This window comes from Salmonirosea aquatica (assembly GCF_009296315.1).
In the GTDB taxonomy this organism is placed as follows: Bacteria; Bacteroidota; Bacteroidia; order Cytophagales; family Spirosomataceae; genus Salmonirosea; species Salmonirosea aquatica.
The window spans coordinates 168,955-190,055 of record NZ_WHLY01000004.1 but is presented as its reverse complement, the minus strand read 5'-3'; the positions used below and the strand labels follow the sequence as shown (position 1 = coordinate 190,055).

Annotated in this window: 19 protein-coding genes; 7 read left to right on the top strand and 12 right to left on the bottom strand. The window is 54.2% G+C overall.

Translation table 11 applies throughout. From position 1 onward, the window contains the following. The first annotated feature begins 79 nt into the window (after positions 1–79). From GBK04_RS29515 to GBK04_RS29510, 3 genes are all read left to right on the top strand, one after another. Positions 80–349, top strand: a complete 270-nt coding sequence (locus GBK04_RS29515) for an ABC transporter permease (RefSeq protein WP_373331551.1) — start codon at positions 80–82, stop codon at positions 347–349. Positions 350–730: 381 nt separating this feature from the next. Then, entirely contained in the window at positions 731–892 is a 162-nt protein-coding gene (locus GBK04_RS31475) for a hypothetical protein (protein WP_373331550.1), read from the top strand. 222 nt (positions 893–1,114) lie between these two features. Then, a complete protein-coding gene (locus GBK04_RS29510; protein ID WP_152766766.1) occupies positions 1,115–3,448 on the top strand; it encodes an ABC transporter permease in 2,334 nt (777 codons plus the stop codon). A gap of 968 nt (positions 3,449–4,416) precedes the next feature. Here the strand turns inward: GBK04_RS29510 and GBK04_RS29505 are convergent. Continuing rightward, the gene (locus GBK04_RS29505) at positions 4,417–4,794 is read right to left on the bottom strand and encodes a hypothetical protein (protein WP_152766764.1); all 378 of its coding nucleotides are present in this window, start codon (positions 4,792–4,794) and stop codon (positions 4,417–4,419) included. Between the two features lie 47 nt (positions 4,795–4,841). Here GBK04_RS29505 and GBK04_RS29500 point away from each other — a divergent pair, with 47 nt between their 5' ends. Continuing rightward, a complete protein-coding gene (locus GBK04_RS29500; RefSeq protein ID WP_373331549.1) occupies positions 4,842–6,581 on the top strand; it encodes a serine hydrolase in 1,740 nt (579 codons plus the stop codon). 158 nt (positions 6,582–6,739) lie between these two features. Here GBK04_RS29500 and GBK04_RS29495 read toward each other — a convergent pair whose 3' ends face one another. After that, entirely contained in the window at positions 6,740–7,591 is an 852-nt protein-coding gene (locus GBK04_RS29495; RefSeq protein WP_152766760.1) for a sigma factor-like helix-turn-helix DNA-binding protein, read from the bottom strand. Positions 7,592–7,644: 53 nt separating this feature from the next. Continuing rightward, complete coding sequence (locus tag GBK04_RS29490) at positions 7,645–8,208, bottom strand: carboxymuconolactone decarboxylase family protein (protein WP_152766758.1); 564 nt, start codon at positions 8,206–8,208, stop codon at positions 7,645–7,647. Positions 8,209–8,708: 500 nt separating this feature from the next. Here GBK04_RS29490 and GBK04_RS29485 point away from each other — a divergent pair, with 500 nt between their 5' ends. The 3 genes from GBK04_RS29485 to GBK04_RS29475 all read left to right on the top strand — a co-directional run bounded on the left by GBK04_RS29485 (position 8,709) and on the right by GBK04_RS29475 (position 11,274). Continuing rightward, positions 8,709–9,620, top strand: a complete 912-nt coding sequence (locus GBK04_RS29485; RefSeq protein WP_152766756.1) for an SDR family oxidoreductase — start codon at positions 8,709–8,711, stop codon at positions 9,618–9,620. Positions 9,621–9,629: 9 nt separating this feature from the next. Next, positions 9,630–10,139, top strand: coding sequence for a hypothetical protein (locus tag GBK04_RS29480; protein WP_152766754.1), 510 nt, complete (start codon positions 9,630–9,632; stop codon positions 10,137–10,139). A gap of 217 nt (positions 10,140–10,356) precedes the next feature. Continuing rightward, positions 10,357–11,274 (top strand): helix-turn-helix domain-containing protein, encoded by a 918-nt coding sequence (locus tag GBK04_RS29475; RefSeq protein ID WP_152766752.1) that lies wholly within the window; start codon positions 10,357–10,359, stop codon positions 11,272–11,274. A gap of 347 nt (positions 11,275–11,621) precedes the next feature. On the opposite strand, the gene GBK04_RS29470 is transcribed toward GBK04_RS29475, so the two are convergent. The 9 genes from GBK04_RS29470 to GBK04_RS29435 all read right to left on the bottom strand — a co-directional run bounded on the left by GBK04_RS29470 (position 11,622) and on the right by GBK04_RS29435 (position 21,090). Continuing rightward, the gene (locus GBK04_RS29470; RefSeq protein WP_152766750.1) at positions 11,622–13,799 is read right to left on the bottom strand and encodes a TonB-dependent receptor family protein; all 2,178 of its coding nucleotides are present in this window, start codon (positions 13,797–13,799) and stop codon (positions 11,622–11,624) included. 321 nt (positions 13,800–14,120) lie between these two features. Beyond that, positions 14,121–14,951 (bottom strand): hemin-degrading factor, encoded by an 831-nt coding sequence (locus GBK04_RS29465; protein ID WP_373331548.1) that lies wholly within the window; start codon positions 14,949–14,951, stop codon positions 14,121–14,123. Positions 14,952–14,977: 26 nt separating this feature from the next. Next, positions 14,978–15,151, bottom strand: coding sequence for a hypothetical protein (locus tag GBK04_RS31470; RefSeq protein WP_373331547.1), 174 nt, complete (start codon positions 15,149–15,151; stop codon positions 14,978–14,980). 12 nt (positions 15,152–15,163) lie between these two features. Then, positions 15,164–15,997 carry a heme ABC transporter ATP-binding protein gene (locus GBK04_RS29460; RefSeq protein ID WP_373331546.1) on the bottom strand — a complete coding sequence of 278 codons (834 nt, stop codon included), beginning with the start codon at positions 15,995–15,997 and terminating at the stop codon, positions 15,164–15,166. Then, positions 15,964–17,043, bottom strand: coding sequence for a FecCD family ABC transporter permease (locus GBK04_RS29455; RefSeq protein ID WP_373331545.1), 1,080 nt, complete (start codon positions 17,041–17,043; stop codon positions 15,964–15,966). Before GBK04_RS29455 ends, GBK04_RS29460 begins: the two co-directional genes overlap by 34 nt. Positions 17,044–17,061: 18 nt before the next feature. Then, positions 17,062–17,913 (bottom strand): heme/hemin ABC transporter substrate-binding protein, encoded by an 852-nt coding sequence (locus tag GBK04_RS29450; protein WP_373331544.1) that lies wholly within the window; start codon positions 17,911–17,913, stop codon positions 17,062–17,064. A 20-nt stretch (positions 17,914–17,933) separates the two neighbouring features. Beyond that, positions 17,934–18,557, bottom strand: a complete 624-nt coding sequence (locus GBK04_RS29445; protein ID WP_152766744.1) for an HmuY family protein — start codon at positions 18,555–18,557, stop codon at positions 17,934–17,936. A 44-nt stretch (positions 18,558–18,601) separates the two neighbouring features. Continuing rightward, positions 18,602–20,749 carry a TonB-dependent receptor plug domain-containing protein gene (locus GBK04_RS29440; RefSeq protein ID WP_152766742.1) on the bottom strand — a complete coding sequence of 716 codons (2,148 nt, stop codon included), beginning with the start codon at positions 20,747–20,749 and terminating at the stop codon, positions 18,602–18,604. Continuing rightward, on the bottom strand, positions 20,749–21,090 hold the full coding sequence (locus GBK04_RS29435) for a DUF6686 family protein (protein ID WP_152766740.1): 342 nt from the start codon (positions 21,088–21,090) through the stop codon (positions 20,749–20,751). Before GBK04_RS29435 ends, GBK04_RS29440 begins: the two co-directional genes overlap by 1 nt. Between the last annotated feature and the right edge of the window lie 11 nt (positions 21,091–21,101).

Here is a 21,101-nt window from a genome sequence, read left to right as displayed (position 1 = left end):
CGCCTTATGAGGCTGATCGGTACTGGTGCCGGCCTGTTCCAGTTACGTCAACCTGTTCGTTTCACAATCCCTCGAGCGCATGAAGGAGATCGGGATGAGGAAGGTGGTGGGCGGCCACAAGAAGCAGATCATCCTGCAATTCATCCTGGATGTGATTACCATCCCCGTGGTTTACTTCCTGTTCAACCTCTTGTTGGGCAACACCCAGCATTACAGTATGGAGATTGGACTGCTGGAAGTAGCCGTAAGTCTGGCAATCATGATGGGTTTGGGCCTGACGACCATTTTGTCGCAAACCCTGAAAGCGGCCAATGCCAATCCGGTGGAGAACCTGAATGTATCCTCCTAGTGATCCAGGATGCTTGGCCCGGTTGACAATTTCGCAGTTCTTGTGATTGAAGGATACGGCGATCATAGTTGCAAGCCCACCATGGCTTACGTGAAAAAACGCCGTTTGAAAATTTCGGATCAGCTCCCCGACCCGCGCAGCGTCCATTGCGGTCCGCCCTTTGCTTGAGGAATGCGTACGGGTGCCCTAGCTCATGCCAATGCCTGACCCCTTCGGCACGCCTGCCGATGTCCACCGGCGGACAGGTATGTCCGGTATCGGACAATAATACCTTACATTTGCTTTATAATGCACTGGATATCAGGACGCAATGCCTCTTGGTATGGGATTGATGGGTGAGGAGCGGTAGGCACTTTTCATCATCAGCCCAAAGCCTTGCCCATGTATCGGAATTATCTCATGATTGCCCGGCGGAACCTGATCCGCAACAAATCCTTCTCCTCCCTCAACATCCTGGGGCTTTGGGTCGGGATGGCCGGCTCCCGGCTCCCGTGGCTGGACATGCAAAGTGAGCTGTCGTACCGCAGACACCCACCGAGTTGAAAGCAGGTGCCGCAGTCCCATGTGTGGGTAGGACATTCATGTACCCGACTGTGTCGGATCGATCCATCAGGTGTACCGGAATCGGACAGGCTTTGATAGACATCTGTGTAAGATATTGACAATTGATTGGTTGCATTTTGACGTCAACGTTACCCATAGAATCGAGAGGGACCCCCCGGTAGCATTTGGCCTATTTTTAATTAAAAATCAACACTTGGAGTCATGGTAAAGAACAACCTGAAAATCGCCATACGGATACTCTGGCAAAACAAACTTTTCTCATTGGTCAATATTCTGAGCCTGTCACTGAGTATGGCGGTGGGGGTCATTCTTTTCACGGGCCTGAAATCCACTTACGATACTGACCATTTCCATCCCGAATTGAATCAACTCGTGCGGATACTCACGCAGGAAACCATCGAGGGGGAACAAACCCAATGGGCAACCGCTCCATTACCATTGGCGTCCCAATTGGAAAGCGCCTCGTCTGTTGAAAAGACGGTGAAAGTGCGGCTGGCCGGAAAACATAACCTGCAAACCGACCAAGGTGATGTGGCTGTTGACATAAAATTCTCGGAGCCTGCTTTCTTTGATGTCTTTGGCTTTAGGTTGTTATCCGGTGATGCCCAAAGCCTTACCAATAACCCCACTTCCCTGTTCTTAACCGAAAGAACAGCGGAAAAGATATTTGGCAACACCAATGCCCTGGGACAGACGGTCCAATTTGAGAACCTGGGTTCCTATACCGTGGGAGGCATAATCCAGGACCCGCCTTTGGAAACCCACCTGCCCATTGAGGCGATGCTTTCAATCGGTTCCGCTGAAATGCTTGAAAAAAAAGGAACAATCAGTCCCATATCACAAGATTTGGGGGACTTCAGGAGTGCTGCCATTTACGCCCGTTTGAAATCAGGAGACAATCTGGCACAGCTCAATGCAACGCTCCAGAACTATACCCGGAAAGTGGATCAGGGCAATCTCCAATTTTGGGCACAACCCCTGGAAGATATCACCCCTGGAAAAATCGCTATCAAAAATACCCCCAATGCGGGCGTTAGTTGGGAAGACGTAAAAACCCAGCTGGTCATCATTCTATCTCTAACCCTCCTGGCCGCTTTCAATTATATCAGTCTGGCTTTGGCGCGTGCTTTCTCCCGGGCGCAGGAAGTAGGTGTCCGCAAAACGATAGGCGCAACAAGAGGACAAATTGTGGGTCAATTCCTACTGGAATCGACCCTGGTCGCCCTGGTTGCTATGTCGTTCACCGTACCCTGTGTCACGGTGTTGGCCCACTACATACCCGATATGGATGATGTGACATTTTCCTGGGACATAACCCTGGTTTTGTGCCTGTCAGCCTACGCAGCGATCACCGGCCTGGTCGCAGGGGCATTTCCGGCCTGGCTGTTGTCAGCCTTTCAGCCCATACAGGTTTTGCGAAAATTGAAGAATGTAAAGCTGTTCCGGGGTGTCGCTGTTTACAAGGCTTTGATTGTCGTACAGTTTTCCGTGACCATCCTGTTTATGATATTGGTTGTCCTGGTGGCCGATTATGATATAAAAAACAATGCCATCATCCGCTCAGCCGTGCCATCCCATGTTCTGGCCCTGGATTTGAAAGGTGAAAAATATCAAAACCTGCAAAACGAGATAGACCAGCTGAGTCAGGTAGAAACGACTTTGGCCACCAACTGGTACTTTGAGCCCATTAAAATGGGTAAGGATTCTGTAACGCTAAAGGGTAAAACCCTGGAAATGAATTACGTCGGTATTGATCCACGAACCATTGAAACCGAAGGCATCCGCTTGATCGCCGGGCAGAATTTCCCTGAAAACATGCCCCAGCGTACGGAGCAGTATGTGTTGGTGAATGAAGCTGCCGCAAAATTATTGGCATCCCGATCGGAGGCCCTGGTGGGGCAAAACCTCTTGCTGGACTCTGCCTCTGTGCAAGTCATTGGCATCATGCCCAACGAGATTATCGGCCAAACAATCCCTTTGATTTACCGGTATTTGCCCAATGAAATAACCACCCTGACCATCAAGCTAAAACCCAATACCGAAACGGAAGCGACCAAGGCCGTTCAGTCGGTATGGAAAGACCATTTTCCGGAGAAAACAGCAAATCTTTATAACTTAAAAGAAACCCGCTATTCAGGGGAAATCAGTGGAGAAATGGAGATTTTTGGGGGAGCTGCCCTGATTGTGATGATCATCGCTGCTCTGGGCATTTTAGGCATAGCCAGTTACTGCGTAGAAACGCGCACCAAAGAACTGGGAATACGGAAAGTACTGGGGGCGACCAACACAGCATTGGTGTGGACCGTTACCAGGAATTTCGGCCTTCTTATCCTGATTGCCGGTCTCATTGGGGTTCCGGCAGGCTTGTTTGGGGGTGATTTACTGAGGCAGGAAATGGGCAGCCCTCTTGATTTGGGTCTTGTAAACATAAGCGTGGGCTTCGGCTCGGTTGCCCTCGTCGGGCTTCTGGCAGTCCTGTCCCAAACCATTCGGGCTGGACAAATTGAACCCGTGAAAGTCTTAAAGGCAGAGTGAAGGGGTAAAACAGTCATCGGCGGCTTTTGTCGGCGGTGGGGCCAACAGTCCTATTCCGCGACACCAGGACGACCAGGCGTCGGCCGGCCACAGGTTGCGAGGAGAAGGGCAAAGGTGGCTAACAACATGTATCCATAAGGGTACGGTGGGGTGTGAGCAATAGGTTTTTTAAACTTCGTTCCACGTTTGGCTTCCTGGCACAGGAAGCGGCTTGGGTAACGCCCCACTACGGAAAGCCAAACGTTAGCGGTCATGCCGTAAGACACGCCCCTTCCAACCACACGACCGTGGACAGGTTTTGCACTACAGGCCTTGTTCGGACGGCACGTCGAAATACCGTCCGCAAGTCGGTTTCGCTTTACAGTCCTGGTTTCATCGCCGCGCTATACCGTACGGCCTGCTGGGCAGGGTGCGGTGCATAGCCGCCGTGTTCTGCGGGCCGTCGGGTCCGTTGACATTGGCACTCCGCTTACCTCATAAAGCAGAAGCGCTGCTACCCATTGTTGGGAAATCAAGGGGCTGCTACATTTAAATGGTCGTCCCGAGAATTGCGCGTTTACGCTCAATTCAAAGATTCCTTTCCTTTGTGTGATCCTCAGGGGCAATAGCAGGCGGACTGAGATGGCAGGTTGAAGTGTAAGTGAATATTCTTTTACGTCCGATAAGGTTTACTTATCCGCTATTTGAAAACCATAGAGCAAAGGCTCAGAACGCCCAAATGGGCCTATGTCCGGTAATCTGAAACATTTTCCCGGAATGTTGACAGCCACTCCCTCCTCAATCGTTCAGCAAGATACTCAAAGCAAAAACCGAACAGAACCCGGTCATTTCCTGGGAAGAGGGTGAAAGGAATACCCGGCAGATGCCAGCCAGCCCAGGTAGCACCGACCTTCTCCGCAAAGGTATCAACCGTGGCCCATGGCGTATCGTATTTTATTTGACTGTCAACGGCCGACCATTCAGTCCGCCTATGCTGATACGCTTCCAGCTTGCGGAGGAAGATGGCGGCTGTCAGCGGTCGGACGTAATAAAATTAATCGCCAGGACTGTCTCTTTTCTAAAGCCGTATGATAGTTGTCATTTCTAAAGGCCGAAGCGGCAACTTTTACATTTCTTTGACCATCTTTTACCGGGCCTTTACAGACGCCAGGATAAATCATTCTAGTTTTGCGATCCACTGCAGTGGCGGCCACCACTTTGGTTGAAATCCTTGAAAACAAATAAGGAAATAGAAGAACTGGGTTCGTGTAGACTGCTCCAATTTCGCTATGCGAGATCTTTTCGGACGGCTGATGCGGGTGCTTCCTGCGACCCGCTCCGGTGTACCGTGCCGCTGCCGTGACCATTTTTAATTGAACATTTGAGACAAATGACCATTCCGAGCAAACCCTCCATGAAAAACCAACGCCTGTTTCTGATTCTTTCCTTTCTAGTGGTTGTATTCCACGTCCACGCGGATGGTCTGGACGATTTCATCCGGAGTCAAATGAAGAAGCGGGGTATTCCCGGGCTGTCCCTGGCCATCATTCAGGACGGAAAGATCCTGAAGGCCCGGGCCTATGGATTCACTGATAAGGATGGAAAGGTGCCGGTCACGACGAATACCTTGTTCCAGGCAGGCTCGGTCAGTAAATCGGTCGCGGCCATGGGCGCTCTGTATCTTGTTGGGCAGAATAAGCTTCTTCTGGATGAGAATGTGAACGCAAGACTTAAAAGTTGGAAAGTCCCCGATAATGAATTTACAAATGACAAAAAGGTCACACTGCGCGGGATACTCAGCCATACCACCGGTCTTACCGTGCACGGATTCCCGGGATACGCCGTGGGCACGGAGATGCCCTCAGTGGTTCAGATCCTGGATGGGATCGCCCCAGCCAATACACCACCGGTTCGCGTGGACTTTATTCCGGGCTCCCGGTGGCGGTATTCGGGGGGCGGTTATACCGTCATGCAGCAACTGATGGTGGATGTGACGGGCGCTGGTTTTCCGGAATTCATGAAAGATAACGTGCTTTCGCCACTGGGTATGGAAAACAGCACCTACCAGCAACCCTTACCTCCACAGCTGGCCAAATTGACGGCAAACGGCCACTACGCCAATCGACGTGTGGTGGAAGGCCGCTGGCACGTTTATCCCGAGATGGCAGCCGCGGGCTTGTGGACTACGCCGTCCGACCTGGCCCGGTTCGCGATTGGCATTCAGAATGCTTATGCTGGAAAACCGGGAAGTGTACTGTCCCAGTCCATAACCCGCCAAATGTTGACCGATCAGAAAAACAGGGATGGGCTTGGTGTCTTTCTGCAGGGTGACAGTACTACCCTCCGCTTCGGTCACAGTGGGCGCGACGAGGGTTTTGACGCGTTATTGACCGCCAGTGTGGACAAAGGGCAAGGCGTTGTGATCATGATCAATGCGAATGATAACTCGCTCATGATGGGCAGGATTGTCGATTTTATCGCTGACTATTTCCACTGGGATGGGTTTCCTGTAAGGGCAAAACCGGCCGCCGTGGCTGTGGATGCCGAAACGTTAACGGCTTTCGAGGGCCGGTATGAATTATTCAATAATCGGATGGTCACTTTTGAGGCTGAAAACCAGCGACTTTTTACCCTGGAAGATGGTTTTGTTGATGAAGAATTCGTACCCGTCGCTACGAATACGTTCACCTCTACTGACCGCAATGTTTCCGTGACCTTCACTGCCGACGCTGATGGAAATGTGACCGGCTTCACGCTTGAAGACAAGGACCAGGGTTATGAGCGGACAGTACCGCGAATCGGGCCGCTTGCCAATGCCCATAAGACCACTGCCGATCCTGATCCGTCCCGCACACCTAGAATCATGGCGGCTTTGCAGGCTATGGTAAAAGGGGGTAAAACATTGGAAGAAGCATCAGGCCTCACTCTGGGGGCCAAACGCGATTTTGCAGGAGGAATGCCCGAGCCGGAAACTTTGAAATCACTGACTTTCATTCATTCGGAAAACGTCGCAGGCCGGGGCATTCAACGCCATGGAAGCGACGTAAGCGAAATAGTGACCTACCGCTTGAAGTCCAACCGGCCGGACACCTACATACTGGTCCATCTGACCTCCGACGGCTTGGTTACGGATTGGGATCTCGTTGAAAAATAATAGCTGTTTGAAGCGAATCATGCAGGCGCTCCGTTGCCGGCAATAATTTTCTCCCGGTGCTGCTTTCCCCGTTCAAGCATTGCGATGGTCGCTTCTGACCGTGTGTAAATGGGCTTGAGGGCCTATTCAACCATTACCGGCTTCGTTTCGCAGACGGCTCACTTCATTTCCCGAATACGCAGTTTATCAGGATTGCGCAGGTACAGCAAGCGGGTGATTTGCCTGGCGTCATGGGCAACATAAGCCATAGAATCCAGCTCGCCGGTCTGCTGGCGGAAAATAAGCGAGACGGGATGGCCGTTGGCAAAAGCGGGACGGTGGATGAATTCGCTGCCGTTGTTTTCCGGAAGCCGCACAATCCCCAACAGGAACTTCACCACTTTACCGAGACCGAACAGCGGTTTCAGATTGGCCGGGCGTTTGCCTCCCCCATCACTGAACAATTCAATGTCGGAGCGGAGCAGCCGGTTGAGTGTCTCACGGTCCTGGTCCTGTAACGCCGTCAGGAATGCCTGCGTGAGGGATCTCTGTAGGTCACCTGACCCGGGTCCGGGTTTGGGAGAAGCCAGCTTCAGACGGGCCCGATGCAATACCTGGCGGCAGTTGTCGGCTGACAGGCCGGTGAGTTCGGCCACGTGGCGGTAGTCCTCCGACAGGCTCTCCCGCAGGACGAACACAGCCCGCTCAACCGGGTTCAGGCGTTCGAGCAGAAAAAGCAGACCGTACTCGATGGTGGGGGGCTGGTCGGCATCCAGGGTGATGTAGGGTTCGGGCAGCCAGGGGCCGGTATAGCTTTCCCGCTGCTTTTTCAGCTCCTGCAGCCGGTTGATACTCTTATTGACCGTCATCTTTCCCAAATAGGCTTTGGGATGGTCGACGTCACGGGCCGACATCCATTTCTCGTAGACGTCCTGGACGATGTCCTCTGCTTCCTGGACAACGCCCAGCATTTCATAGGCAATGCCCAACAGGTAGGGACGAAGCAGGAGCACTTGATCGGTGATTACCATAAGCGGTTGAAGTCAGGTCGATGGACGTTTACCATTAAACGGCCAAGTTCGGGTCAATTCGACTGACTTTTCTTAGCGATATCGCAGAGCCTGTCGGAGTGAATGTTAAGCCCAATATTACCCATATTGTAGTAAAACTCGGTGGCTATGATCCAGTTTATCTCACAGATTTCGCGTTCATCGAAATATTGGGCAAGCCTTTGGAAGAGGGGTGGGTCCATCCTGCGGTCGCGTGTCAGCCGGGTGACAAAATCGAGCAGGGCCCTCTCTCTTTCCGAGAAAAGCGGGCTGTTGGCGTAGTCGGACAAGGCATCGAATTTGGCCTGGTCCATAGCGGCCCTGATCGAGTACGCCCGTCCAATGTCGGTACAGAAAAGACACACGTTTAACTGGGCCACCCGCTGGCGCACCAGCATCACCGTTTCCGCCGGCAGTTTCAGCTTTTTGTCGAGCTGGCTTATTTTCCCGGAAAAAGAGCCGAAAGCAACCGGCATCCGGACCGACATGACTTTCAGGGGAGTGATTACTTTGCCGAAACGTTTGCGCGTAAAGTAGTAGAGCAATTTCCAGGAGAAGCTTTTGGGCTTTTCAATGGGGGCAAGGAACGGAGTATCCATTTTCTTTGGCTTTTTACAGCTAAGACCGGAAAAGCCGGGTTTTGTGACAAGTGATTGGTAAATATTTTCAATGCCCCTCAAACCGGTTATTCCGTTACAGATACCTTCAGGAAGGATATGGCTGGAGATCGATAGGGTAGCTGCCAACATTCCGGGAAAATGTTTCAGATTACGGGACATAGACCCATTTGGGCGTTATGAGCTTTTGTGCGATGGTTTCCAAATAGAGGATAAATATCACCAGGGACTGGACGTGACGGCGCAGACTGGTGATGCCGTACTGGCTGAGGCGGAAGTATTGAGCGAAAACCCCAAACAGACCTCGTCCTTCTTCCGAAAAAGGGAAGTCGGATTCTTGACAATCTGACCCACCTGTCGATAACAGACATCAAACAAGCCCACCCATAACTTTCCTTTTTGGCTAAGACAATCAGACATTCGGCTAAATCTGTTCTCTGGAGTCGGTGCAACTTTGCATCAACGAATCAAAACAGAAAAGAATGAACATCGTATTAACAGGTTCTCTTGGGAACATAGGCAGACCGCTCACAACGGAGTTGGTAAAAAAAGGGCACACAATAACAGTCATCAGCAGTAATGACGAAAGAAAAAAGGCCATTGAAGCACTGGGTGCAAAAGCCGCTATCGGCAGTATGTTTGATGCTGATTTTTTGACAGCCACATTCAAAGGCGCAGACCTTGTCTATTTAATGGAAACAATGGAAGCTGCCGGTGATATGTTTGACAAATCGGTTGACTTCACCGGTACCATCAACAGAATCGGCCATAACTACAAAACAGCTATTGAACAATCGGGTGTGGGAAGAGTAATCCATTTGAGCAGTATTGGTGCCCATACTGATAGAGGTATTGGCATTCTCATCTTCCATTACAATGTAGAAAACATTTTGAAACAACTGCCGGATGATGTTGCCATTAAATTCATTCGTCCGGTTGGCTTTTATATAAATATGTTTTCGTTTGTGAAATCAATCAAACATAGAGGTGCCATCATTTCCAACTATGGGGGCGATACAAAGGAACCATGGGTGTCTCCTTTTGATGTTGCGGATGTAATTGCTGAAGAAATGGAAGAACCATTTTCAGGAAGAACAGTTCGCTATGTGGCCAGTGACGAAGTGTCACCGAACGAAATAGCAAAAGCATTAGGGAAAGAAATCGATAAGCCAGATTTGGAATGGAAAGTCATTCCCGACAGTGAGCTTCTGACCAATTGGCTAAACATTGGCTTTAATGAACAAGTTGCCAAAGGATTCATAGAGCTGCAGGCAAGCCAAGGAACAGGAATACTATACGAAGACTACTATCGAAACCAACCAACACTGGGTAAAGTAAAGTTGGCTGACTTTGCGAAAGAATTTGCTGTCGTTTACAATTCAGGAAACGAATAGATTCCCAATATGGAAGCAGTGCAAAAGGGAAGCCTATCCGGCCTTGAGAAATTATTCATCAAGTCGGGAAAGATAACGGCCATTCGGGTTTGGAATGGAGGGGACCTGCATGAACTCGATATTCATTTGCCTGATGTCGAATTTGAAAAGTGGGACAAGGCCCGGTCCATCAAATGCAGAATTTCAGCTTTGCATTACGCGGATTATACTCCTGCGTTATGGGACATTGTGGCAAAAAAATGCACTTTGTACATAGACACAAGCCACAGGGGACAAGGAAGTGTCTGGGCAAGAAAACAGCGTGCGGGCAATAGCTTTTATTATGCAAAAATAGAAGTTGAAGAACATTTCCCAATAGCGGGTAAAAGCCTTGTTTTTATTGGCGACCAGACAAGTATCGGACACTTCTGTTCTATTCAACAGTTGGCAGAGAAAAATGTGGAAACCAGTGGCTTCATTGCCTTTGACAACAAACTGACGGCTGATGAATTTTCTAAAAACTGTGCTTGGTTGCACTAACAGGCTGTTTCCTTTCCAGATGATATTTATTTCCGAACAAGAAAATGGTTGGATGACAACGGGGAACAAAAAGACCGTTTCGTTTTTTATACCGTAGGCAATGCCGGACTGGTTGTCTCCATCAGAAGGCTTTTAAAAAATCACGGCATAGACGGAAGCCAGATAAAAGCCAAGGGCTTTTGGCACTAAATGAAAGACCAATTCCTGACTTTACAATATGGACCAACGGCAAACGGTAAGAATAAAAACCATTAGTGAATTTCACCGCTTGCGTGGATTACCCCAACCGCAGCACCCGCTCATCAGTGTGATTGATTACAGCGAAGTTGTGAGGCCTGCAAATATCAGTGAGACGAATTGGGTATTTGATTTCTATCAAATTTCCCTGAAAAGAGGCATGAATGCTAAAATGAAATACGGTCAGCAGCATTACGATTTTGACGGGGGTATAATGTTTTTTAGTTCACCGAATCAGGTTTTCAGAATAGAACCAGAACCTACACATGAAAAGCGCTCAGGCTGGATGTTGCTTTTGCACCCCGATTTCCTTTGGAATACATGGCTTGCAAAAACAATCAAGCAATACGGGTTTTTTGATTATACAGTCAATGAAGCTTTATTCTTATCGGACAAAGAAGAAAAGACCATTAACAACATCATTGGAAACATCAATCAGGAATACCGCACCAATATTGATAAGTTCAGCAAACAGATTATCATCTCTCACATAGGAACACTACTAAACTATTCCCTGCGTTTTTACAATCGTCAATTCATAACAAGAGAGAAATCCAATCAGCAGATTTTGGAACGTTTGGAAAAATTACTTGTCGACTATTTCAACAGCGATGATTTGGCTTCAAGGGGTTTGCCAACAGTTCAATATGTTGCCGGCACATTGAACGTATCACAAAAGTACCTAAGCAGTCTGCTAAAAGCGATTACCGGACAAAGCACACAGCAGCACATCCACGACAAACTACTTGAAAAAGCAAAAGAGAAACTATCCACGACGAACCTTTCCGTGAGCGAAATTGCCTATGGACTGGGTTTTGAACATTTACAATCGTTCAGCAAGCTCTTCAAAGCAAAAGAGAAACTTTCACCCTTGGTGTTCAGGCGGTCGTTCAACTGATTTGTTCTGTCCTCACATTCAAAAGCGTAAGCTTACTATTTTAAATTGGCGATTTTGAGTATTTCATCATTAAACCGAATGGAAAAATCTTTGGGTCCTTAATTATACATATAGCGGAAATTATGTCTCACAGTCCCAGCTTCAGGGCGGCGTTGTGGCGGACGACCTGCTGCACGCGGGTGTAGCGGTCGATCATTGGGTAGCTGCCACCCGTTCAGGCCAAAAGTTAAAAGGATCGTATCATCCCTGGTATGACCTTACACGAACATGGATGGGTTGCTACCTGAATCGCTGGCATTCCGATCAGGTAGTAGCAACTTGGGAGAAGTAAGAAATGTGCTTTTTCGTCACAGCTTGACGGCCACCGTGGCCGACAGCGTGCGGCCATCGGAAGGCCAGATGCCCGGTCCCGGATAGAACTGGGGGCGCTTGGTGAAATAGTGCGCGTCGAACAGGTTGTTGCCGTTCAGCTGCAGGCGCAGGCGTTTACTCAGGTTCAGCGAAATGTTCAGATCAAACAAATGGTAGGCCGATACCAGTCCGGTGGCGCCGCTGGGTGAAGGTTCCACGGCATTGAGCGCATCGGCAAAACTGTCGGCCGTGTAGCTGTACAGGGCCGTCAGGCTGAAAAACGAAAACTGGAAAGTGGCCCCGTTGCGGGAAATACAGTTCGGTACACTTTCCACCTTGTTACCATCCACCCGCACGTTGTCCTGGCCCGACTTGACCCGGGCGTTCCGGTAGCGGGCATCCATGAACGAGGTGGCCGTGAACACATTCAGCGTACTTTTGGCCCCCAGCCGGAAATCGCCCTGCACCAGCATCTCCAGGCCATGGGTGTGCGAGTCACCCGTGTTGGTACGCAAGACCGTCAGGTTGCCCGCCGCGTCGGTCGAGGCCAGCGTGCCCAGCCGGTTGTTGTAGACCAGGCGGAAGGCCGTCACGTCCCAGCTCAGGTTCTGCCATTTGCCCCGCACGCCCGCTTCCAGATTGTAGCCGTAGGCGTCCTTCAGGTTTTTGTCGGTAGCCTCGTAGACCGAGCCGGGGACGATGTCCTTGAAGATCACCGGGCGGTAGGCCTGCGACCAGCCGCCGTACAGGTTCAAGGCTTTGTTGAGGTTGTATTCCGCGTTGACCCCCAGCAGCGGGAAGCGGTGGCGGATGGTGGTGGGCAGTTCATTGGCGGGGTAGTAGGTGATCGTACCCCGCATGTCGCTTTGTCCCGTCTCGACGCGGAGGCCCGTATTGAGTGAGAAACCCTTGAAGAGCGCCCAGCGGTTTTCGGCAAACAGGGCCAGGTTCCTGGTCTTGAAGTGCAGGTCCCGCCCCCAGCCGGGCGACACGAGCGTCAGGTCGTAGTCGGTGCCCGTGGTACCCCGGCCCATCTGCCGACGGTGCAGGTCATTGTTCATGTACTGTACTCCCCCGACGAGCGTGCTGCGGCGGTGGAAGAGCGGGTAGGAATGCTGCAGGCGCAGTTCGGTGGTGTAGCTATGGTATTGGTCGAGGTCCACCTGCCGGTTGCTGTACTGCAGCGTGGAGGGGTTGATGGTATCGGCCACGGTAGCCGGCTTGTCGAACAGGACGCTGCCGCGCGAGCCCAGCACGGCGGAGGTCGTCAGCTTCAGCTGGGTGTGGTCGCCCAGGTTCCAGTCGAGGGTGAAGGAGGGTACGTGGATGTCGGGATTATAGTAGTTACGGCTACGGGTGGCAGCCTGCGGGTCTTGCCGGAACATGGCGTCGGTCAGCGGGCCCGCCAGCTGGATGAGGTAGTTGGAGTGGGTCCATTCCAGTTTGAGGTGCAGGTCTTTGGACACATCGTAGAATAATGAAACGTTTTCGGCGTCGTAGTTCGAGCGGCTGTTTTGCCGGTAGCCGTCCAGCTTCTTTTTGTTGGCCCATACCGAGTACCGGAATTTTCTCACCGTTCCCGACAGGGAGTTGTAAGTGCTCACCAGTCCGTACGACCCGACGGTGTTGACCGATTCGAAAGCCAGCGGGCGATCGGGATCGGGTTGCTTGCTGACGTAGCTGAGCATGCCGCCAAACTGGGCGCCGTACTGCAATGAGCCGGTACCACGCACCAGTTCGATCCGCTCGACGGCCTCCATGGGGATGTTGTAATGGCTGGCCGGATAGCCGTACATGTCCGAGTTGGTCAGGACACCGTCCTTGCGGATGTTGAACTCCCAGCCCCGGTGCGGGTCGAGGCCGCGCGTGGCTATGTTGACCTGGTTTCCCGTGCCGTCCATGTCGTAGACGAACACGCCGGGTACCTTGGCGAAGATCTGCCGTCCGTACTTTTCGGTCAGGGCCACATCCTTGCGGGTGAGCTCGATGACCTCGTTTTTCTTGCCTGAGAACAAATAGGTGTTTTGAACCGGAGCCAGGTGCAAAAGGTCGGTCCGGTTGCGAAGGCCCTCGACGGTGACGGAGTCCAGCGTAAGGGTACGGACGGGGTTTTCTTGAGCCAGGGCCGGAAGCACGAGGGCAAGAATGTACAAAACAAGGTAAATTCTTTTCATGGAGTTCAATCTTTTGGTAGGGGCACCCTACTTTTAATATGGCTAATTCCCGTTTGGGTTGGGAAGAAACCTAATCGGGAAAAGGCCGGGTTTGCCTTGCCGTTGGCGGCGTAGTATATTGAATTTACATAGCAAAAGTAGTAATAATCAATCCAATCGAACGTGGGCGGCGGTTATTACAGGGTAGGGGGCCAGGTGTCACCAAGAATTACCCAATTTCCCTGGACAAAACACCGCATCACTTTTTAAACACGACGGATCCTCTCCCAGGCCCCCACCCGCCTTATGACTTTTCATTTGTTTTCAGGCAATTCCTGGCGGTCAATCGTGTCCGACCACGTCGGCAATGACCGACCGCCAGCTTTCCAGTTCGGCCCTGCCGGGCTTACGTTCGCCGAAGACCAGGGCCAGGTTCTGGCCGTTTTTGTCGAATAGTTCCACACCCGTCACGATGCCGTCGGCGGTGGGTTTCTTAGTAAGCCAGACCTGATCCACCAGGGTTTCGTTCAGGTGTAGGTTGAACTGTGGGTCCAGCACGTTGTACCATGGGCCCATCTGCACGAGTTTTTTTACGGGCCCGGAGTGGATTTGAATACAACCGGGATTCGAGACAAAAACCATAATGGGTACCTCCCGTTCGGCGATGGTAGCGAAAATCTGCTTAAGTACCTCCATCGACAAAAGCCGGGCGTGCCCATCCGGGGCCAGCCGCAGCCCCTGCCGCCTGCCAACACCATATTGATGTAAAAGTCCAAAAAACTCGTGTGTATCCGTCATGTTGAGCCAGCCCTGCTGAAAAGCCGCCACGTCGATCGCCTCGTCGGGCGGGTCGACAGCCGGTTCCGGCGCGGGCGTTATGGCTAATTCCAAAAACTGATTTTCTTCGCAAAACCGATCTACCAGGGCCTCATAGGTCGTTTTGTCCGATTGGTCGGTCAGGTAGATCTTGTGGACAGCCTCGCCGTGGGAGTCGAAAAACTGCAGGCTGTTACGGCCGTTTTCGCTCACGGCGAAGCCCCATTGCCAGCGGCTCATGAACAGCCGCAGGTCGATGTCTGGCCCCAGTACCAGCCCTACGTGCTTATTGAACGATACCTTTTGGTAAATACCCTTGCGCTCGTGTACCAGGGCGTCGTTGCGCGTCAGGGCCATCACGTAGCCCAGTGTCGGAACGGTCTTTATGATTTCACGGAAGTCGCCCCCAGTCGGGTAGCGGTTTCGCCTATGCCCGTTGCCACCAGTTCGGCTTCGGACACGCCCAGCTGCCGGGCGGCGTCACGGATGCGGGTTTTGGGATTCTCGGCGCGGAAGTCGGCCCAGCGGGTCTTGAGAGGTTGTTCTGATATAATCATGGGTTGGTTTGGTTAAAACAAAATGATAGGATTCGTGGCAGGGAGTGGAACGATCAACGGAAAATCGTGCAAAGGACTGTCGATCAGCTGTACGGGCAGGTCGAAAACGCGCTCCACATTGGCTGCTGTCAACACCTCCCGGGGGGAACCTGTGGCGGCAGTGGTGCCGTCTTTCAGCATCAGTAGGTGGTGGGCGTATTGGGCGGCCATGTTCAGGTCGTGCAGTACGGCCACTACGGCGTAGCCGCGCTCGGCCATTTGCCGCGCAGTAGCCAGGATCTGCTGTTGATGGAGCAAATCCAGACCCGTGGTCGGTTCGTCCAGTAGCAGCAGGGCATCGGGAACCTCCCAAAGCTGCGCCAGGACACGGGCCAGGTGTATCCGCTGCTGCTCACCGCCCGACAGGGTAGCCACATATCGACCGGCGAAACGTCCCATGCCTACTGAATTCAGGGCCGCCTCCGCTACGTCGTAATCGTGGGCATCGGGCTGGGTGTCGTAGTGCGGGTAGCGCCCCATGAGCACCAGTTCGGATACCCGAAACGGAAACGAAAGGGTGTTTTGCTGATGGAGTACCGCCCGAACCCGGGCCAGCTGCCGATGGGTATAGCGGGAAAGGAGTTGCTGGTTCAGGGTGACCGTCCCGGCCTGGGGCACAATTTCTCCCGCGCACAGCTTAAGGAGCGTGGATTTGCCCGCGCCATTCGGCCCCACAATAGCCAGCAGCTCGCCCGGCCTGACACGGAGCGACACGTTGCGGATCAGGCTTCTGGCTCCGATTTTGTAATGAAGTTGGTCGGCTTTCAGCATCGTCAGGCGGCGTTTCTTCGGCCAATCAATAGCCATAAAAATACGGGTGCCCCCAGCAATGCGGTCAACACGCCGATGGGTAGTTCGGCGGGCGCAACCACCGTCCGGGCCAGGGCATCGGCGGCCGTCAGCACGGTGGCCCCACCGAGCGCTGAACCGACGAGTACCCGACGGTGGTCGGCTCCGGCCACCAGCCTGATCAGGTGGGGCGTGACCAGGCCCACGAAACCGATGAGACCCGCCACGGCCACCGAAGCTCCCACCGAAAGGGCGGCCAGGATGATCACCCAGCGTTTGAGGTGAACCAGATCCACCCCCAGCATCTGGGCCTGGCTTTCACCCAGCGCCAGGCCGTTCAGCGCTCCGCCCAGCCGGGGGAGCCCTACCAGCACTACACCCACAAAGGGAAGCAGCGCCAGCACCGTAGTCCAGGTGGCCCCGCCGAGGCTGCCCAAAGTCCAGAAGGTGATGGTCCGCAACTGCTCGTCGGTGGCCATGGAGGTCAGCAGGCCGGTCAGTGCACCGGCCAGCGCGTTGATCGCAATCCCGGCCAGTAGCATGGTCGTCACCACCGACCGGCCCGCGACCCGCGCCAGCCGGTACACCAGCAGGGAAGTCAGGCAGGCCCCGACGAAGGAAGCCAGCGCGAGCGCATAGTAGCCCAGAAGGCCCAGCATCTGGTCGAACAAGGCAGTTTTCAAGACGATCATCGCCACAGCGGCCAGCATGGCGCCCGACGAAATACCGATCAGGCCGGGATCGGCCAGCGGATTTCGGAACAAGCCCTGCATCGCCGCACCCGCTACTGCAATCCCGGAGCCGATCAACAGCCCCAGGCACACACGCGGCAGACGGATCACGGTCATGATGGACGTCTTCATTTCGTCGGCCGGGAGCCGCAGGCCTACCTGATTGCCCAGAATGGCCAGTACCTCATCGGGCGAGATCCAGACGGCTCCTACTCCGATGGAAACTACGGTCGTTACGAACAGCAGCACCACCAGCAGCGGATACAGCCAGCGGTTCCGTACCGGGCCGAATACGACGCGGGTGGGAACAGGTTCTGCGGTTTTTGGGGCCATGGTTTCTACAGACATAGCCTAAAAACTGCCTTCTTTTGAACCGATTTTGCGGGCCAGTTCCGCCAGGGCTTTCCCCAATCGGGGCGTAAAACCCGTGAGCAGATGGCCGTCCATGGTGATAAAGCGTCTGTCTTTACCTGCCTGGGTTTGGGCAATACCCGGAATACCGAGCAAGCCACCCGCACCACTCAGACTTTCCAGGCCGCTATCGAACAGCAGGATCACGTCGGGATTGGCCACTACCAGCGCTTCGGCGGTAAGGGGTTTGAAATCGGCGAACCCCGTGGCGGCATTCCGGCCACCCGCCAGCTCGATCATCGTTTCGACGGGCGTACCGCTCCCGGCCACGAATAGGGTACCCGCCCCCCGGGCATAGATGAACAGTACCTTCGGTTGCCCACTGGCTTTTTTGACCTGCGCCAGATCGGCGTCCATACGCTTGATCAGCGCTTCCCCCTTGGCAGGTACCCTACAGGTTTTGGCCACTTCCGAAATCAACTGCCGCGCTCCGGCGGCCGAAAACTCTTGCTTATACGAAACCACCTCCACACCCGCCTGCCGGATCTGATCGAGGACGGGCGATTTTACACCCGCCTGGTCGGTGGTCAGCACCAGGGTAGGCCGCTGGGCCAATACGCCTTCGGTCCCGATATTGCGGTTGTGACCCACCCTGGGGAGCTTCTGTAGGCTTTCGGGGTAGGTGCTGGTCACGTCCACACCCACCAGCCTGGAGGCCAGCCCCAGCTCGTAGATTATTTCGCTTACCGTACCATCGAGCGAGACGATGCGGGGAGGGTGCTGGGCCCGCACGGCCAACGCCAGGCCGGGTGGCAGCATCAGCAGGAGCGCTGCGCGGAGGATTCGATTCATTGGGAAAGGCATCTCAGGAATCAGTTTGTGAAAGTAGGGGTACCATCGGGCTGGTAGACGTACCGCAGTGTGTAGTAGCTCGATTCGCTCGTCTGGGTTGGGGCCGTCGGGGCACCCTTGTAATAGCTCAGTATTTCCATTTTGGCGTACTTGCCGTCCGCGGTGCGCACCACGATGACCTTGCCCGCCGTGGGTGTGATCAGGTGGGTCTGGGGATCGTAGCTGTACCAGCCTTTTCCCGAGCCCGTGGGAATGGCCGGCAGAGCCTTGGTATCCGACTGAATGGCCGCGCTGGCGGGCAGGGCTTGGGTTTCATCGAAAATACCGTCCAACACCACCGCTCCCCCTTGTCCGGGGCCGGAGGCACCCCCATTGGTGAGCAGGGTGGTACCTTTCAGGGCCAGGTCCCATTTCATCGAGGCGGAATCGGCGGAGGGCACGATCCCGTTCTGAAAGCTGAAAAAGGTGTATTTTCCCGAAGAGGTAGGGCGGCCCGAGGCGTCGACCCCCGTGGGGGGATCGGCCGGGATGTCTTTCACCGTTTCGGCTTTGACGGGTTCTGTGTCAATAGTTTCCGACTTATCGCAGGCAACCAGGGAAAGAGTCAGGCACGCGGCGGCAACGGATAGTTTGGTCAGGTTCATTTGCTTTGTGATTTATTGATTAATGAAAAGATACGATTTTGGAATCAGGGTTCAGGCGTTTTTTCGGGTGCCCGGGACGTCAGCGTCGCGCTCAACCGCAGCCAGCCCAGCCGCCCCGGCTGACTGGGAATGAAAGCGGCATTTCTGAAATTGAGCAGGTTGTCCACACCGGCTTGTAACATGAGGCAACCGAGTGTCTTGGCCGCCGAAACATGCCACAGCACATATCCGCGCACGTACTCGTCCGGGCTGTCCAGAATGGTGTTGCTGTTGCGGTCGCCAAAGCCGTAGCGCCCCCGGTAGATGCCCCGCAGCGAGGCACTCAATCCGTTCGGGGATTGATAGAATAGTTTGACATTGGCCGAATGCCGCGACCGCCCCATGAGCCCGCCGTAGTCGGCGCGCGGTACGCGCTCAGTGGCCAGGGTTTCGGGGTTGCGCCGGAAGAGGGTGTGGTTCCTGATCTTTTCCAAGACCTCCTTGTCTTTGGCCTCCAGGTACTGGTACCCCGCCGACAGGGTCAGCCCGGACTGTCCCGCTTCCCACCGCCGCGACGCCTCGACTTCCCCTCCCTGGGTGAATACCCGGTTGAGGTTCAGGTAGCTGAACACCGACTGGCCATTGGTTTTTTGGGCTACGGCCTGGGTTTCGATCAGGTCGCGGATGTCGTTCCGAAACAGATTCACAGATGCCCCGAAGCCCGACGTTGTCCGGTATTGGGCTCCCAGATTGACCGCCCGTGAGCTTTCGGGCCGAAGTAGGCCGAAGGCCGAAGGATCGCTCAGTACCTCCGCCACTTGCCCCTGCTGCTGGAGGCGCAGCAGCCCGGCGGCCAGTTCCTGCGAGCCGAACACACTGTACCCCGCCACGGCGTTGGTGAAGTTCAGGTACAGTTGCCGGAAGTCCGGGGCTTTGAACCCCACCCCCGCCGACCCACGCAGGAGCAGCCGGTCGGTCAACTGGTAGGCTACCGCCAGCTTGGGCGAAAACTGGTTGCGGTAGGCGCTGTGCGCGTCGAAGCGTCCGCCCAGAATGATCTGCAGGGCATTGGTGGGAAAATATTCGTACTGGGCAAAAGCGTAGTAGGAGCCAAACCGCTGCGGCTGCGTGTACCGGGTGGCTTCCACGCCTTCGGCGATGTGGCCGATACCGCCCGTAAACAGATTCTTCGCGTTGATGCTCCAGTCGGCCTGTAGTTCGGGCCGGAGGAATGACTGCCGGAAAAAAGTCCGGTCGTACATAACGCCATCCGTTCGGTAGGCCAGACTGGACTCGGTGCGGTACTGCGAAAAGTAGGTGCGGGCCTGCAATCGGAAATGCTGGTCGAATCTGTGGGTCAGCGTGGCGGTGGTATTGGCATCGTGTACCCTGCCCTCCCCGGCTACCTCCCGGCTGGTACCTCCTTCGCTGATCGCGAAACTGTTCTGCTGGATTTCTCCAAAAATGCGCTGGCTCACCGCCAGCTTTGTGCGTTCAGAAAATTGGTAGGTCAGCTTGGGTTGAATGGTGAAGTTGTGGAAAGGTGCCACCGTGCTGCCGAAGGTATCGGGCGAAAGGTCGTACCCTTGGGTGGCGTACCGGTTGCCGAAGAGCTGGAGACCCAGCCGCTTTCGGCGGAATCCCGCACTGGCCGAAAGGTCGAGGGTACGGTTGGCCCCGTAACGCACCGATAGGTCGCTATTGGCGCGGTCGGGATTTTGGGTGATGATGTTGATGACCCCCGCCAGGGCCTCCGAGCCATACAGGCTCGACGACGGACCCTTTACGATTTCGATGCGCTTGATGTTTCCTACCGCCACCCGCGACAATTCCAGGGTACCTGCCGTACGGCCGATCAGCGGCTCACCGTCCACCAGAATGAGCGTGTAGTCGGGATTGAACCCCTGTATTTGCACCCCGGTACCGTGGTCATTGACCATGAACAGCCCCGTCTGTTCGGCCAGCACATCATTGAGCCGCAGGGAACCCATCTGACGTATCTGTTGCCGGGGAATCACCGTGACCGGCAGGGGCAGGCTGCCCAGCTCGCGTTCGGAGCGGGTGGCCGTCACCACCAGCTCGTCCAGCGCTTTCTCGTTCGTAGACAGTGTATCCACGGTCTGGCCAAGGCCGGGTAGGGTGGTTTCCAGCCCAATTACCAGGCAAAGGGCCAGTGAGCGCAGGGGGGATAAAGAGGGGCAGAAGTACTTCATCAGTTCAAATGCCGATCGGCTGATTCGATGAGCTGCAGTTTGCTGAGCCCGTGGCCCAGCAGCTCCTGGAGTTCCAGGAACTCCGTCTCGGTAAAGGCAAAGTACAGGTCGGGTGCCGTCGTATTCACGATGATTTTCGAACGGCCGGGGTGGCCCCGGAAATACTCAGCCGGACACATGTACCGCATATTGTATTCCAGCCGCAGGAAGTCCTTCCGGGCGAACAGCTGCAGGATCGGTCCGAATTCCACCGTAATGCCCTGTAGGCAACCCCGGCATAAGGCCACCTGGCCATTGGGTGTGAGCGCCAGGGTAACGGGGCGATGATCGGTATGGTCCATACGTCGTGGGT

Excerpts from the sequence above, each read along its gene's own strand:
- GBK04_RS29515 (WP_373331551.1), top strand. The coding sequence starts at position 80 with ATGAAGGAGATCGGGATGAGGAAGGTGGTGGGCGGCCACAAGAAGCAG.
- GBK04_RS31475 (WP_373331550.1), top strand. The coding sequence starts at position 731 with ATGTATCGGAATTATCTCATGATTGCCCGGCGGAACCTGATCCGCAAC.
- GBK04_RS29510 (WP_152766766.1), top strand. The coding sequence starts at position 1,115 with ATGGTAAAGAACAACCTGAAAATCGCCATACGGATACTCTGGCAAAAC.
- GBK04_RS29505 (WP_152766764.1), bottom strand. The coding sequence starts at position 4,794 with ATGGTCACGGCAGCGGCACGGTACACCGGAGCGGGTCGCAGGAAGCAC.
- GBK04_RS29500 (WP_373331549.1), top strand. The coding sequence starts at position 4,842 with ATGAAAAACCAACGCCTGTTTCTGATTCTTTCCTTTCTAGTGGTTGTA.
- GBK04_RS29495 (WP_152766760.1), bottom strand. The coding sequence starts at position 7,591 with ATGGTAATCACCGATCAAGTGCTCCTGCTTCGTCCCTACCTGTTGGGC.
- GBK04_RS29490 (WP_152766758.1), bottom strand. The coding sequence starts at position 8,208 with ATGGATACTCCGTTCCTTGCCCCCATTGAAAAGCCCAAAAGCTTCTCC.
- GBK04_RS29485 (WP_152766756.1), top strand. The coding sequence starts at position 8,709 with ATGAACATCGTATTAACAGGTTCTCTTGGGAACATAGGCAGACCGCTC.
- GBK04_RS29480 (WP_152766754.1), top strand. The coding sequence starts at position 9,630 with ATGGAAGCAGTGCAAAAGGGAAGCCTATCCGGCCTTGAGAAATTATTC.
- GBK04_RS29475 (WP_152766752.1), top strand. The coding sequence starts at position 10,357 with ATGGACCAACGGCAAACGGTAAGAATAAAAACCATTAGTGAATTTCAC.
- GBK04_RS29470 (WP_152766750.1), bottom strand. The coding sequence starts at position 13,799 with ATGAAAAGAATTTACCTTGTTTTGTACATTCTTGCCCTCGTGCTTCCG.
- GBK04_RS29465 (WP_373331548.1), bottom strand. The coding sequence starts at position 14,951 with ATGGCCCTGACGCGCAACGACGCCCTGGTACACGAGCGCAAGGGTATT.
- GBK04_RS31470 (WP_373331547.1), bottom strand. The coding sequence starts at position 15,151 with ATGATTATATCAGAACAACCTCTCAAGACCCGCTGGGCCGACTTCCGC.
- GBK04_RS29460 (WP_373331546.1), bottom strand. The coding sequence starts at position 15,997 with ATGGCTATTGATTGGCCGAAGAAACGCCGCCTGACGATGCTGAAAGCC.
- GBK04_RS29455 (WP_373331545.1), bottom strand. The coding sequence starts at position 17,043 with ATGGCCCCAAAAACCGCAGAACCTGTTCCCACCCGCGTCGTATTCGGC.
- GBK04_RS29450 (WP_373331544.1), bottom strand. The coding sequence starts at position 17,913 with ATGAATCGAATCCTCCGCGCAGCGCTCCTGCTGATGCTGCCACCCGGC.
- GBK04_RS29445 (WP_152766744.1), bottom strand. The coding sequence starts at position 18,557 with ATGAACCTGACCAAACTATCCGTTGCCGCCGCGTGCCTGACTCTTTCC.
- GBK04_RS29440 (WP_152766742.1), bottom strand. The coding sequence starts at position 20,749 with ATGAAGTACTTCTGCCCCTCTTTATCCCCCCTGCGCTCACTGGCCCTT.
- GBK04_RS29435 (WP_152766740.1), bottom strand. The coding sequence starts at position 21,090 with ATGGACCATACCGATCATCGCCCCGTTACCCTGGCGCTCACACCCAAT.